The organism is Pseudomonas lurida (assembly GCF_002563895.1).
Lineage (GTDB): Bacteria > Pseudomonadota > Gammaproteobacteria > Pseudomonadales > Pseudomonadaceae > Aquipseudomonas > Aquipseudomonas lurida.
Genome location: NZ_PDJB01000001.1, coordinates 1,218,364 through 1,231,904, shown reverse-complemented (window position 1 = coordinate 1,231,904; position 13,541 = coordinate 1,218,364). Strand labels below are relative to the sequence as shown.

Below are 13,541 nucleotides of genomic sequence, written 5' to 3'. Positions count from 1 at the left end.
GGGCCAGGCCCTGCGCACAAAAGCCCCTCTTGTCACACCTTGTCTCATCTTCGGTTATGCTCGGTCTTCGTCGCCACACAACGGAGCCCCCATGACCGCTGCCCGCCTGCTTCTCCCCTTGAGCCTTGCCCTGCTGGCTGCGTGCGCCAGCGCACCGAAGCAAAACATCAGCGTGGAAAACCAGAGCGCCTGCCCGCTCCAGCTTAAAACCGGGCAGAACCTGACCCTCACCCTGCCAAGCAACCCCACTACGGGTTACCGCTGGGCCATCCAGGACTCCGCTGGCGGGGTGCTGCGTGCGTTGAGCCCCGAGGTCTACAGCAGCGCGGAATCCGGAGTGATCGGTGGCGGTGGCCAGTCGACGTGGCGCTTCCAGGCCTTCGCGGCCGGCCAGGGGCGTTTGCGCCTGACCTCCCAGCAACCCTGGGAACCGGAAGCCGAACCCGTCGAAACCTTTGACTGCGCCATTACGGTGAACTGATATGCCATGGCTGATTCTTGCGTTGATGGGCGCTGGCACTTTCATCTATGGCCTGACCACCCATGCCACCTTGCTGTGCCTGCTGGTCAAGCCGCTGCCGGTCCTGGCGTTGCTGGGCTGGCTGCATGATGCACCGCCCACCGACTATCGGCGCTGGATCAGCCTGGGGCTGATTTTTTCCCTGGTGGGCGATGTGTTGCTCGCCTGGCCGGGCGACTTGTTTATCTTTGGCCTGGGCGCGTTTTTGTTTGCGCACCTGGCGTATCTCAAGGCCTATTTCAGTGACTGCCGTCGCCTGGCCTTGTTGCCGTTGGTACTGGCGCTAGGCGTGGGTGCAGTGCTGCTTAGCATTCTGATTTCCCACGGTCTCGGCGAGTTGCTGATACCGGTGGTGGTTTATGCACTGGTCATCAGCGCCATGCTCTGGCGTGCACTGGCACGCCTGGGCAGTGACGTACCGAAACGCTCGGCACTGCTGGCGGCGGCGGGTGCGGGCTCGTTTGTGTTTTCCGACACGTTGATCGGCATCAACCGCTTTGTCGTGGCGTTCGAGGCAGCGCCGTATTTGCTGATCACGACGTATTGGCTCGGCCAGTGGGGCATCACCGCTTCGGCTTTCCATCAGACAACCCGCGCATCCGAGGGCCAACTTGGCTAAAATGCCGGCCTTTCCTTCCTCGTCACCGGAACAGCCGTGAGCAAAGAACCCGATCGCCTATTCGCCCAGCCCCTGCCCCAGGTGCCGGACTTCGCCTTCAACGAAGACGTGGTGCGGGTGTTCCCGGACATGATCAAGCGCTCGGTACCGGGTTACCCCACCATCGTCGAGAACCTCGGCGTCCTCGCGGCGCAATTTGCCCAGCCCAATAGCGTGCTCTACGACCTGGGCTCATCCCTCGGCGCCGTTACCCAGGCCCTGCGCCGCCATGTGCGCACCGACGGTTGCCGCGTGATCGCGGTGGATAACTCGGCGGCGATGGTCGAGCGCTGCCGCGAGTACCTCAATGGCCAGGACTCGATGTTCCAGGAGTTGCTGCCGGTTGAAGTGATCGAGGGCGACATCCTCGCGCTGCAGTTCCAGCCAGCCTCGGTGGTCGCGCTGAATTTCACCCTGCAATTCATTGCCCCCGATGAACGCCTGGCCCTGCTCGGTCGCATCCGCCAGTCGCTGTTGCCGGGCGGTGCGTTGATTCTCTCGGAGAAGCTGCGGTTCAACGATGCGCAAGAACACGCGCTGCTCACCGACCTGCACATCGCGTTCAAACGCGCCAACGGCTACAGCGAACTGGAAATCGCCCAGAAGCGCAGCGCCATCGAAAACGTCATGAAGCCCGACAGCCTCGAAGAACACCGTGAACGCCTGCTGGCGGCGGGGTTCTCGAAAGTCGTGCCGTGGTTCCAGTGTCTTAACTTTGCCTCGTTGATTGCCTTGCCATGATTGATCTGTCCCCCCTCGCCCGCCATTTGGTCGGCACTCCCCTGGCCGTGTGGGCCCAGGGCCTGCAAGCGCAACTCGATAGCAAGATGGAAAAAGGTCATGGCGACCTGGAGCGCTGGCAAAGTGCGTTGGATGCATTGCCTGCCATCCAGCCCAGCACAGTGGATTTGCTCAATGGCCTGACACTCGACACCGACTGCGACGACGATACCCGCGCACAAATGCGCACGGCGTTGATGGGCCTGAGCCCTTGGCGTAAAGGGCCGTTCCACCTGTTCGGCGTGCATGTGGACACCGAATGGCGTTCGGACTGGAAGTGGTCGCGCGTGGCACCGCACCTGGACCTGAAAGGCAAGCGCATCCTCGATGTCGGTTGCGGCAACGGCTACTACATGTGGCGCATGCTCGGCGCCGGCGCCGACAGCGTGATTGGCGTGGACCCCAACTGGCTGTTCTTCTGCCAGTTCCAGGCGTTGCAGCGCTACTTGTCCGAGCCCAGGGCCTGGCACCTGCCGTTCCCGTTCGAAGACCTGCCGGCGAACCTGGAAGGCTTCGACACTGTGTTTTCGATGGGCGTGTTCTACCACCGCCGCTCGCCGATCGAGCATTTGCTGGCGTTGAAGGACACCCTGGTAAAAGGCGGCGAACTGGTGTTGGAAACCCTGGTTGTCGAAGGCGATCAGCAGCAAGTGCTGGTGCCGGAAGATCGCTACGCGCAGATGCGTAACGTGTGGTTCCTGCCGTCAGTGCCGGCCCTGATGCTGTGGCTGCGCCGCGCAGGCTTCAGCGACGTGCGCTGCGTGGACGTGAGCGTGACCACGGTCGAGGAACAGCGTGGGACGGAGTGGATGAAGTACCAGTCGCTGAGTGACTTCCTGGATCCGGAGGATCACAGCAAGACCATCGAAGGGCTGCCGGCGCCGATGCGGGCGGTGATCATCGCCAGGAAATAACCTGCGGTTTCCTTGAATAGATGGAGATCAACCGGTGGGAGTTGGTTTGCCTGCTCCCACGTTGATCTCTCCGTGATGCTCAGGTTGCGGGCTTGGCTCGCCTGGCCTTGAAGAACTCGCTCAACACCGTCCCGCACTCCTCGGCCAACACCCCACCTTCAAACAGCACCTTGTGATTGAGAAAGCCCTGGGTAAAAAACTGCCCCTGGCTTTGCACAATCCCGGCCTTGGGCTCCAGCGCGCCATACACCACCCGCGCAATCCGTGAGTGCACGATCAGCCCGGCGCACATGCTGCAGGGTTCCAGGGTGACATACAGCGTGCTGCCCACAAGGCGATAGTTGCTGATGGCGTGTGCAGCCGCGCGGATGGCGACCATTTCGGCGTGGGCACTGGGGTCGTTGCCGCTGATCGGGCAATTGAAGCCACGGCCGATGATCTCACCGTCTTGAACCAGCACCGCGCCGACGGGCACTTCACCGAGCGCCGCACCTTGGGCGGCAAGGGCCAGGGCTTCGCGCATGAAGTCCTGGTCGCGGCTGCGGTCGATGATCGCGGTGGGGCGAAATTGTCGCATCACGCCACCTCGATGGCGGCCATCAGGCCGGTTTCCATGTGGTCGATCACATGGCAGTGGAACATCCATACGCCTGGGTTATCGGCTACCAACGCCACGCGCGCGCGTTCGTTCTTGCCCAACAGGTAAGTGTCGGTGAAATACGGGATCACCTTGTGGCGGTTCGAGGCAATCACCTTGAAACTCATGCCATGCAAGTGGATCGGGTGCTGGTACTGGGTCATGTTCTTCAATTCGAAAATGTAGCTCTTGCCCTTCTCCAGCTTGGCAATCGGGCGGTCGGCGCAGGTCTTGTCGGTGATGTCCCACGCCTTGCCGTTGATCTGCCACAGGCTCGGCGGCCTGCCGTTGTCGACATCGACCGAAACGGAACCCACCCATTCGAAATTGAAGTTGAGCTTCTCGGCATTCGCCAGGTCCGGCTCGCTGATCGGGTTGGCGGGCAACGCCGGCGGCCACTCGGTCGGCGCATCGGTATTGGCCACCGAGCGGAACGTGCCGAGGCGCACGGGGCCATTGCGGATCGACAGCTCTTCGCCGGCCGGCGGAGCCTTGATCGCCAGGCAGATGCGCATGCCCGGCCCCAGCCAGTATTCCTTGCCCAGTGGGCGCGGCTCGATGGGGTTGCCGTCCAGCGCGTAGATCTGCGCTTCGACGTCGGGAATATTGATGCGATAGGTCAAGGTGTTGTCGAGGTTGAGCAAACGCACGCGGGTGATCTGCCCAGCCGGCAGATCGATCACCGCCTGGGACACGCCATTGATCGTCGACAGGCGGCCGGCCGTGCCGCCACGCGCGGCTTCACGGGGAATGCTGAAGGCCACGAAAGCCCCTTCTTCGTCCACGTGCCAGCTTTTCAGGCTGAGGGTGCGCTCGTGTTTGAAACCGGTGGGCTCGCGCTCTTCAATGATCAGCGGGCCGACCAGGCCACGGCCAAGTTCTTCGCTGCTGTTCACATGGGGGTGATACCAGTAGCTGCCGGCGTCGGGCACGCGGAATTTGTAATCGAAGTATTCGCCGGGCAGCACCGGCAATTGCGAGACGTAAGGCACGCCGTCCATTTCCAGCGGCAGGCGGATGCCATGCCAGTGGATAGTGGTAGCGACCGGCAGGTGGTTGATAAAACGCACCCGCAACCACTCGCCCTGACGCACCCGCAACTCCGTGCCGGGCGCCGAAGGGCCGAACGCCCAGGCTTGGGTCTTGTGTCCCGGCACCAGCTCCACGTCCAACGGCGCGGCGATCAGCTCGTAGTCGTGCCCCGCTTCGGCCTCGGCGACTTTTCCCAGCCAGTAGCGGTAGGCGCCACCGGCACCCACACCCACTACGGCCAGGCCTGCCAGACCACCCAGGATTTGTCGACGGGAAAAGGATCGGGACACAACAACCTCACGTATCTGCCGCAGGCCCAGGGCCTGCAAAGGGCAGATACGATACACCTGCACCGGCTAAACAGTAAGGCTTCGCATTGCCGCATGGCTGAAACACGGGAGATCACACCGCAGATCAAGAGATGGAAAGAGCGCCGTGTGGCAGCGGGCGTGTGCGCGAATGCAGTAGGTCGACCCTACAGGAGTCGACTTGCACAGCGAATTCGCGAGCTAGCCCGCTCTCACACAAGCCTGCTCCCATAAGGGTTCTGCAGGGGGACTTCAGGCCCTGGCAGCGGCCAGGATCAGGGCTTTCATCTCGACCACGGCGCCTTTGAAACCGACGAACAGCGCGTGGGCCACCAGCGCATGGCCGATGTTCAGCTCGTTGATGCCCTTGATCGCCGCTACAGCCTCGACGTTGTGGTAATGCAGGCCATGGCCGGCATTGACGATCAGGCCTTCCTTGAGGCCGCAGCTCACACCGTCAATGATGCGCTGCAGCTCGTCGGCCACTTCGGTGGGCGTGGTTGCGTCGGCGTAACGGCCGGTGTGCAGTTCGATGGCCGGTGCGCCGACACGGCGCGAGGCTTCGATCTGGCGCTCGTCGGCGTCGATGAACAGCGAGACTTCACTGCCGATCTGCGACAGGCGCTCCACGGCAGCCTTGATCCGCGCTTCCTGGCCGGCCACATCGAGGCCGCCTTCGGTGGTCAGCTCCTGACGGGTTTCCGGGACCAGGCAGATATGCGCCGGGCGGATGCGCTCGGCGAAGGCCATCATTTCTTCGGTGACGCCCATCTCGAAGTTCATGCGGGTTTGCAGCACGTCCTTGAGCAGCAGCACGTCGCGCTCCTGGATGTGACGACGGTCTTCGCGCAGGTGCACGGTGATGCCGTCGGCGCCCGCTTCTTCGGCGTCCAGCGCGGCCTTGACCGGGTCAGGGTAACGGGTGCCCCGGGCCTGGCGCAGGGTAGCGACGTGGTCGATGTTGACGCCAAGAAGAATGCGATTGCTGGTGGTCACGGAAGCGCTCCTGAAAAGGGAAAGAATCGGTGCACAGCATACACGGGGACGTCAGGGCTTTCGAAACAACTCGCGACTGACCAGCGGCCGTCCGCCCAAGTGCACGGCCAGCGCCTGGCGCATCAGGCGCTTGGCGGCGGACAAGGCACCCGGCGCCGTCCAGTCCGCTTCGCTCATGGCCAACAGCTCGGTGCCTTGGAACAGGCCGGGTTGCAGCAGGTACACGCGTTCAAGGCCGGCGTCGACCTGCAGGCGGTACATGCCGTCGGCGGCGATGGGGTCGCCACGCAGGTCGTTGGCAAGTGCGAAGCCGTAACCCAGGTCGTCGAGCAGGCGCCATTCAAAGGCACGCAGCAGCGGTTCCAGGGGACGGCCTTCAGCCAGGGCCAACAGGGTAGCGGCGTAATGGTCGAAGACCGCTGGGTGCGGGACCTCGGCGGGCAACAGGCGGATCAGCAGCTCATTGAGGTAGAGACCGCTGAACAGGGCCTCGCCATTGAGCCAGGCGCACGTGCCGACGCTTTCCATGCGGCCGACATTCTTGAGCTCACCCTTGCCGCGAAACTCTACGTCCAGGGCCACGAACGGCCGCGCCAGTGTGCCCGCCTTGCCTCGCGCACTGCGCAAGACTGCGCGCAGGCGACCTTGGGGCGTGAGGAAGTCCACCAAGGCGCTGGTCTCGCGATAGGCGCGGCTGTGCAGGACGTAGGCGAGTTGGCTGGGTGGCGGGGATTGGGACATGGACGTCTCTTCGCGGAACTCAGGAACAGCGATAAACCACTGTGGCAGCGGGCTTGCCCGCGATGCAGGCAACCCGGTTCTTCAACTGCACCGAGGTGACGCCATCGCAGGCAAGCCAGCTCCCACAGCCGCCGGCTCCTGCAGGGGGAGCGGTGTCTTACAGGTCGCCGTAGCCCAGGGAGCGCAGTGCACGCTCGTCGTCAGACCAACCACCCTTCACCTTCACCCACAGGTTGAGCATGATCTTGGAATCGAACAGCAATTCCATGTCCTTGCGCGCCTCGGTGCCGATGCGCTTGATGCGCTCGCCCTTGTCGCCAATGATGATTTTCTTCTGGCCGTCACGTTCGACGAGGATCAGCGCATGGATGTGCAAGGTCTTGCCCTGCTGCTTGAACTCTTCGATCTCGACGGTGATCTGGTACGGCAGCTCGGCGCCCATCTGGCGCATGATTTTCTCGCGTACCAGTTCGGCGGCCAGGAAGCGGCTGCTGCGGTCGGTGATCTGGTCTTCCGGGAAGAAATGCTCGTTCTCCGGCAGGTGCTCGGCGATCACACGCTCCAGGGCATCGAGGTTGTGGCCGTGCTGGGCCGAGATCGGCATGATCTGCGCGTTCGGCAGTTGTTCCTGCAGCCAGCTCAGGTGCGGCATCAGCTCGGCTTTGTCTTCGATACGGTCGGTCTTGTTCAGCGCGACGATCAACGGGCCGGTGACGTACTGCACACGCTCCAGGACCATCTGGTCTTCATCGGTCCACTTGGTGCGGTCGACCACGAAGATCACCACGTCGACGTCTTTCAACGCCGCCGAAGCGGTCTTGTTCATGTAGCGGTTGAGGGCTTTCTCGCCGCCTTTGTGCATGCCTGGGGTGTCGACGTAGACCGCTTGCACGGTGCCTTCAGTCTTGATGCCCAGCATGTTGTGGCGAGTGGTCTGCGGCTTGCGCGAGGTGATCGCGAGCTTCTGGCCAAGGATATGGTTGAGCAGCGTGGACTTGCCCACGTTCGGGCGGCCGACGATGGCAACATAGCCACAGCGTGTTGCGGTTGAATCAGTCATGGCCATTCTCCACGCCTAGGGCAATCAGTGCTGCAGCGGCCGCTACCTGTTCGGCAATACGACGGCTCACACCCTGACCTCGGCTTTTTTCATTCAGTAAGGTGATTTCACATTCCACGAAGAACACGCGGCAATGGGGCTCACCCTGGATATCCACCACTTCGTAGCGTGGCAGTTCGCAACCGCGGGACTGCAGGAATTCCTGCAGGCGGGTCTTGGGATCTTTGTTGGTGTCGACCAGCGTGAGGCTTTCAATCTCGGAGGTCAGCCACGCGGTGACGCGTTCCTTGGCCGCTTCCATGCCTGCATCGAGGTAGATCGCACCGATCAGCGCCTCGAGCGCATCGGCCAGGATCGATTCACGCCGGAAACCGCCGCTCTTCAACTCACCGGAGCCCAGGCGCAGGTACTCGCCCAGGCCGAAGCCACGGGCCAGCACGGCCAGGGTCTCGCCTTTCACCAGGCGTGCACGCAAGCGTGACAGCTGGCCTTCACGGGCTTGAGGGAAGCGCTCGAACAGGGCTTCACCGGCGACAAAGTTGAGGATGGCATCACCGAGGAATTCCAGGCGCTCGTTGTTGCGCCCTGCAAAGCTGCGGTGTGTGAGGGCAAGGACCATCAATTCCTGGTCCTTGAAGGTGTAGCCGAGCTGGCGCTCGAGACGGCTTAAAGAAACGCTCACGGTTTACCCATATCTGTTTGGTGGCACCGGCGGCCATCGACGATTGACGCAGTGTTCAAATTCAAATCCTGGTTGGTGCTGCATGAGGCAGGACCGATTTGTCCCAACCCCAGAAAAGCATTCGGCGCTGTGTTCACAGCGCCGCCTGTATTACTTGATCAGCCCGACCCGCGAGAAGTTCGGCAGGTGGCTGAGTTTGGGTTCCGGCCAGCTCATCCAGACCGCAAAGGCCTTGCCGACGATATTCTGGTCGGGAACCATGCCCAGCAGGTCCTTGGGAATGTTGGGGTCATCCCAGTACCGGCTGTCATTGGAGTTGTCGCGGTTGTCGCCCATCATGAAGTAGTGCCCGGCCGGCACTTTCCATTCGCCATCAGGCTGGGCACGGTAGCGGCTCATTTCCTTGCGGATTTCGTGCTCCACTGCACCGAGTTTCTCCTGGTACAACTCGGCGCTGCCCAGCGTGTTCGGCTCGGAACCCAGCAGCTTCTCGGCCACCGACTCACCGTTGATGAACAGGCGCTTGTCGCTGGTGTAGCGAATCACGTCGCCCGGCAAGCCGACTACACGCTTGATGTAGTTGACGTTCGGGTCGCTCGGGTAGCGAAACACCATCACGTCGCCGCGCTGCGGATCACCGATTTCGATGACCTTCTTGTCGATCACCGGCAGGCGGATCCCGTAGGAAAACTTGTTCACCAGGATGAAGTCACCCACGTCCAGGGTAGGTTTCATCGACCCCGAAGGGATCTGAAACGGCTCCACCAGGAACGAACGCAGCACCAGCACGATGAACAACACCGGGAAGAACGACTTGCCGTATTCAACCAGCAAAGGCTCTTTGTTCAGCTTCTCGATCACCACGCCATCGGGCTGGCTGACGCTGCCCTGATAGGACGCGATAGCCGCCCGACGACGCGGGGCGAAGAACACTAGATCGAGCAACGCCAAGAGACCGCAAACGGCAACGGCGATGACCAGCAACAGCGGGAAATTTAGCGACATAGGACCTAACTATCCAACCTGAGCACCGCAAGGAAGGCTTCTTGTGGAACTTCCACGTTACCTACTTGCTTCATGCGTTTTTTACCGGCCTTTTGCTTCTCAAGCAGCTTGCGCTTACGGCTTACGTCACCGCCGTAGCATTTGGCCAGTACGTTCTTTCTGAGAGCCTTGACGGAAGTCCGCGCAATGATCTGCCCGCCAATGGCGGCCTGGATCGCGACATCGAACATCTGGCGCGGAATCAGTTCTTTCATCTTCTCGGTCAACTGGCGACCTTTGTAGTGCGCGTTGTCCTTGTGCACGATCAGTGCCAGGGCATCGACCTTGTCGCCGTTGATCAACACATCCAGTTTCACCAGATTAGCCGATTGGTAACGATCGAAATGGTAATCCAGCGAAGCATAGCCGCGGCTGGTGGATTTGAGGCGGTCGAAGAAGTCCAGCACCACTTCGTTCATCGGCATGTCGTAGGTCACTTGGACCTGGGTGCCGAGGAACAGCATGTCGCGCTGTACGCCACGCTTTTCGATACACAGGGTAATGACGTTGCCCAGGTGCTCCTGCGGTACCAGGATATTGGCCCGCACGATAGGCTCGCGCATGTCTTCGATGGCCGACAGATCCGGGAGCTTGGACGGGTTGTCGACGTAAATCGTTTCACCGGTTTTCAGCAACAACTCGAAAATAACCGTCGGCGCGGTGGTGATCAGGTCCAGGTCGTACTCGCGCTCCAGGCGCTCCTGGATGATTTCCATGTGCAGCATGCCCAGGAACCCGCAACGGAAGCCGAAGCCAAGGGCGTCGGAGCTTTCCGGGGTGTACTGCAACGACGAGTCGTTGAGGGTGAGCTTCTGCAGGGCTTCGCGGAAGTCTTCGAAGTCATCGGAACTGACCGGGAACAGGCCGGCGTAGACCTGCGGCTGGATACGCTTGAAGCCTGGCAGCACGTCGACATCCGGCGTGGAACTCAAGGTCAGGGTGTCACCCACAGGGGCACCATGGATGTCCTTGATACCCGCGATGATGAAGCCTACTTCACCGGCTTTCAGATCAACGGTAGCGGTGTGCTTGGGGTTGAATACACCAACGCTGTCCACGAGGTGGATCTTGCCGGTGGACTTGACCAGGATCTTGTCACCCTTCTTCACGCGGCCATGGCGCACGCGTACCAGGGAGACAACGCCCAGGTAGTTGTCGAACCAGGAATCGATGATCAACGCTTGCAGCGGATCCTCGTAGTTGCCGGTCGGGGCGGGAATGGTGTGCACCAGGCGCTCGAGCACTTCGTCGACACCCAGGCCCGTCTTGGCGCTGCAGGTGACGGCGTCGGTGGCGTCGATGCCGATGATCTTCTCGATCTCTTCCTTGACGCGCTCGGGCTCGGCCTGGGGCAGGTCGATCTTGTTGAGCACGGGCATGACTTCCAGGCCCTGCTCGATCGCGGTGTAGCAGTTGGCTACCGACTGCGCTTCCACGCCCTGGCCGGCGTCCACCACCAGCAAGGCACCTTCACAGGCCGCCAGCGAACGGCTGACTTCGTACGTGAAGTCGACGTGGCCCGGGGTGTCAATGAAGTTCAGCTGGTAGGTGATACCGTCTTTGGCCTTGTAATACAGAGTAACGCTGTGGGCCTTGATGGTGATCCCGCGCTCGCGTTCGAGGTCCATGGAGTCCAGTACCTGGGCTTCCATTTCACGCTCGGCAAGGCCGCCGCACATCTGGATAAATCGATCGGCCAGCGTCGACTTGCCATGGTCAATGTGGGCGATGATGGAGAAATTGCGGATATGACTCAAATCACTCACGGATCAACACTCAAAAAGGCTGCAGGCAGATTGCCCGCTGAAAAATAGCCGGGAATTGTACCTGATGCTCAGGCCAGACGTCATCTTTGCTGACCAGAACAAAAATGCCCCGATCTCTCGACCGGGGCATTTTTTGATCATAAGCGCGGTATCAACCGGCCCGGCGCAGTAACCAGAAGCCGGCCAGGGCACAAATGGCCGTGGGCACCAGCACCGCAAACAGCGGCGAGAAGCCGAATACCAGGCTAGAGGGGCCAAGCAGATCCTGGGCAATACGGAAGGTGAAGCCCACCAGTACCCCGGTAAATACCCGCTGGCCGAGGGTAACCGAGCGCAACGGACCGAAGATGAACGAAATGGCCATCAACACCAGCGCGGCAGTCACCACCGGTTGCAACACCTTGACCCAGAATGCCAGCCAGTAACGGCCATTATTCAGGCCCTGGTCCTTGAGGTAGTGGATATACCCCCAAAGGCCGGAGATCGGCAGGCTTTCCGGGATCATCACTACGGTATTCAGCAATTGTGGCTTGAGGGCGATATCCCACTCTTCGCTCGGCGTATTGATCACTTCGGTGCTGGCCTTGGTGCCTTGGCCGATATTGCGGAAGTGGGTGGTGGTGACGTCGCTCAGTTGCCATTTTTCGTCACTGTACTGCGCACGTTTGGCGAAGCTCGACGCCAGCAAGTGCCGTTCTTTGTCGAAGGTGTAGCGGGTCACGCCAATCAACAGGCCGCCTGGCTGCACGGCGTTGATGTGGATGAATTCATCGCCCTGGCGGTGCCACAGGCCGTGCTTGGAACTCTGCGCATCACCGGAACCCTGCGCCAGGGCCCGATTGGCCTGGGCGGTGGTTTCGGCGGGCGGTGCCACGTATTCGCCGATCAGCACGCTACACGCCATCAGCAGCAACATAGGCTTCATGACCGCCCAGACGATACGGCCAATCGACACGCCTGCGGCGCGCATGATGGTCAGTTCGCTGTTGCTGGCCAGGCTGCCCAGGCCGATCAGGCAGCCGATCAGCGCAGCCATCGGCATCATGTCGTAGAGGCGGCGCGGCGCGGTGAGGGCCACGTAGCTGAGCACGTCCCACACGGTGTAGGTGTCGCTGACGTTGCCCACTTCGTCGATGAAGGCGAACAACGACGCCAAGCCCAGGATGATGCCCAGTACCGCCAGGATGGCGATCAGTACGCTGCTACCAATGTAGCGATCGAGCTTAGCCACGAGCCAACTCCTTCTGGCCACGACGGCTCATCATTTTCAAACGTATCGGTTCCCAGTAGAGCAGCCCCAGGCCGATCACCAGGAAGATTCCGTGCACCCACCACAGGCCCAGGGTCGGCGACAGCTTGCCTTTCTCCAGGGAGCCACGGGCGGAAATCAGGATGGTGAGGTAAGCCATGTACAGCAGGATCGCCGGCAACAGCTTGAGGAAACGGCCTTGGCGCGGGTTGACGCGCGACAGCGGCACCGCCATCAGGGTGACGATAAACACCAGCAGCGGCAGGGAAATCCGCCATTGCAGCTCGGCGATGGAGCGCAATTCCTTGCTGCCGAACAGATCGGTGGTCGGGATGGCGTCGCGGTCGGTGACTTCGTCGCTGATATCCGGGCGGGCCAGCATCACGCCATAGGTGTCGTACTTGATCGCGCGATAGTCGGCCATGCCAGGGCTGCCGTCATACCGATAGCCATTTTCCAGGATCAGGTAGCGGCTGCCGTCAGGACGGACTTCCTGGCGACCGGAATCAGCCACCAATACGGAAATACCGCGGTCTTTCTTGTCCTGGCCCAGACGCTTCTCGGAGATGAACACACCGCCCAGGTTGGCGCGATCGTCGGTCAGGGTTTCGGTGTAGGTCACCCGCGAACCGTCATTGAGCGCCTGAAAGCGGCCCGGCTCGAGGGTGTCGAACTCGGTCATCGCGTCCTGCTTGTTCAGCACCAGTTGGAATTGCATGGCGCCCTGGGGCGCCAGGCTCAGGCTCAGCCAGGCAACGATCAGCGCAACACCGGCGGCCGGGATCATGGTCATGCCCAGCAGGCGCTGCTGGCTCATTCCGGTGGCCGAGAGCACAGTCATTTCGCTTTCGAGGTACAGCCGGCCGTACGCCAGCAGGATCCCGAGGAACAGGCCAAGCGGCAGGATCAGCTGCAGGAAGCCCGGCAGGCGAAAGCCCATGATCAGGAACAACGAGCCCGGATCAAGGGCGCCGGAAGCAGCCTGAGCCAGGTATTTGACGAAACGACCACTCATGATGATGACCAGCAATACCGCACTCACGGCACTCAGGGTCAACAGGACTTCGCGGGACAGATAACGGAAGACAATCAAACCAGACACTCCAGGGTTGTCAGGCTAAGGCGGCCAAACAAGCAAGCATACCGAGTCAGCC

General features: G+C 61.3%; 14 protein-coding genes. 4 read left to right on the top strand and 10 right to left on the bottom strand.

Features of this window, described 5'->3' with window-relative positions; genetic code table 11:
- Window positions 1-91: 91 nt before the first annotated feature.
- Genes ATH90_RS05580 through cmoB form a run of 4 tightly spaced genes read left to right on the top strand, consistent with a single transcriptional unit; the run spans window position 92 to window position 2,872 of the window.
- Window positions 92-481 (top strand): protease inhibitor I42 family protein, encoded by a 390-nt coding sequence (locus ATH90_RS05580; RefSeq protein ID WP_069021930.1) that lies wholly within the window; start codon window positions 92-94, stop codon window positions 479-481.
- Window position 482: 1 nt separating this feature from the next.
- Window positions 483-1,139: a lysoplasmalogenase gene (locus ATH90_RS05575; protein WP_034102347.1), complete on the top strand. Its 657-nt coding sequence runs from the start codon at window positions 483-485 to the stop codon at window positions 1,137-1,139.
- Window positions 1,140-1,175: 36 nt separating this feature from the next.
- A complete protein-coding gene (gene cmoA / locus ATH90_RS05570) occupies window positions 1,176-1,919 on the top strand; it encodes a carboxy-S-adenosyl-L-methionine synthase CmoA (RefSeq protein ID WP_034102346.1) in 744 nt (247 codons plus the stop codon).
- On the top strand, window positions 1,916-2,872 hold the full coding sequence (cmoB, locus tag ATH90_RS05565; RefSeq protein WP_098465849.1) for a tRNA 5-methoxyuridine(34)/uridine 5-oxyacetic acid(34) synthase CmoB: 957 nt from the start codon (window positions 1,916-1,918) through the stop codon (window positions 2,870-2,872). The genes cmoA and cmoB overlap by 4 nt, the downstream gene beginning before the upstream one ends.
- 79 nt (window positions 2,873-2,951) lie before the next feature.
- Here cmoB and tadA read toward each other — a convergent pair whose 3' ends face one another.
- The 10 genes from tadA to lptF form a co-directional block, all read right to left on the bottom strand.
- Entirely contained in the window at window positions 2,952-3,449 is a 498-nt protein-coding gene (gene tadA, locus ATH90_RS05560; protein ID WP_034102344.1) for a tRNA adenosine(34) deaminase TadA, read from the bottom strand.
- The gene (locus ATH90_RS05555; RefSeq protein ID WP_098467647.1) at window positions 3,449-4,831 is read right to left on the bottom strand and encodes a multicopper oxidase family protein; all 1,383 of its coding nucleotides are present in this window, start codon (window positions 4,829-4,831) and stop codon (window positions 3,449-3,451) included. The genes tadA and ATH90_RS05555 overlap by 1 nt, the downstream gene beginning before the upstream one ends.
- A gap of 270 nt (window positions 4,832-5,101) precedes the next feature.
- Complete coding sequence (gene pdxJ, locus ATH90_RS05550) at window positions 5,102-5,845, bottom strand: pyridoxine 5'-phosphate synthase (RefSeq protein WP_098465848.1); 744 nt, start codon at window positions 5,843-5,845, stop codon at window positions 5,102-5,104.
- 51 nt (window positions 5,846-5,896) lie between these two features.
- Window positions 5,897-6,586 carry a DNA repair protein RecO gene (gene recO / locus ATH90_RS05545; protein ID WP_098465847.1) on the bottom strand — a complete coding sequence of 230 codons (690 nt, stop codon included), beginning with the start codon at window positions 6,584-6,586 and terminating at the stop codon, window positions 5,897-5,899.
- Window positions 6,587-6,743: 157 nt separating this feature from the next.
- Entirely contained in the window at window positions 6,744-7,646 is a 903-nt protein-coding gene (era, locus tag ATH90_RS05540) for a GTPase Era (RefSeq protein ID WP_034102340.1), read from the bottom strand.
- Entirely contained in the window at window positions 7,639-8,328 is a 690-nt protein-coding gene (gene rnc / locus ATH90_RS05535; protein ID WP_016978270.1) for a ribonuclease III, read from the bottom strand. Before rnc ends, era begins: the two co-directional genes overlap by 8 nt.
- A gap of 150 nt (window positions 8,329-8,478) precedes the next feature.
- Window positions 8,479-9,333, bottom strand: a complete 855-nt coding sequence (gene lepB / locus ATH90_RS05530) for a signal peptidase I (protein WP_025858998.1) — start codon at window positions 9,331-9,333, stop codon at window positions 8,479-8,481.
- A gap of 5 nt (window positions 9,334-9,338) precedes the next feature.
- A complete protein-coding gene (gene lepA, locus ATH90_RS05525) occupies window positions 9,339-11,138 on the bottom strand; it encodes a translation elongation factor 4 (RefSeq protein WP_003188853.1) in 1,800 nt (599 codons plus the stop codon).
- 151 nt (window positions 11,139-11,289) lie between these two features.
- The gene (lptG, locus tag ATH90_RS05520; RefSeq protein ID WP_034102339.1) at window positions 11,290-12,369 is read right to left on the bottom strand and encodes an LPS export ABC transporter permease LptG; all 1,080 of its coding nucleotides are present in this window, start codon (window positions 12,367-12,369) and stop codon (window positions 11,290-11,292) included.
- Window positions 12,362-13,480, bottom strand: coding sequence for an LPS export ABC transporter permease LptF (gene lptF, locus ATH90_RS05515; RefSeq protein WP_016978267.1), 1,119 nt, complete (start codon window positions 13,478-13,480; stop codon window positions 12,362-12,364). The genes lptG and lptF overlap by 8 nt, the downstream gene beginning before the upstream one ends.
- Between the last annotated feature and the right edge of the window lie 61 nt (window positions 13,481-13,541).

Excerpts from the sequence above, each read along its gene's own strand:
- ATH90_RS05580 (WP_069021930.1), top strand. The coding sequence starts at position 92 with ATGACCGCTGCCCGCCTGCTTCTCCCCTTGAGCCTTGCCCTGCTGGCT.
- ATH90_RS05575 (WP_034102347.1), top strand. The coding sequence starts at position 483 with ATGCCATGGCTGATTCTTGCGTTGATGGGCGCTGGCACTTTCATCTAT.
- cmoB (WP_098465849.1), top strand. The coding sequence starts at position 1,916 with ATGATTGATCTGTCCCCCCTCGCCCGCCATTTGGTCGGCACTCCCCTG.
- tadA (WP_034102344.1), bottom strand. The coding sequence starts at position 3,449 with ATGCGACAATTTCGCCCCACCGCGATCATCGACCGCAGCCGCGACCAG.
- recO (WP_098465847.1), bottom strand. The coding sequence starts at position 6,586 with ATGTCCCAATCCCCGCCACCCAGCCAACTCGCCTACGTCCTGCACAGC.
- era (WP_034102340.1), bottom strand. The coding sequence starts at position 7,646 with ATGACTGATTCAACCGCAACACGCTGTGGCTATGTTGCCATCGTCGGC.
- lepB (WP_025858998.1), bottom strand. The coding sequence starts at position 9,333 with ATGTCGCTAAATTTCCCGCTGTTGCTGGTCATCGCCGTTGCCGTTTGC.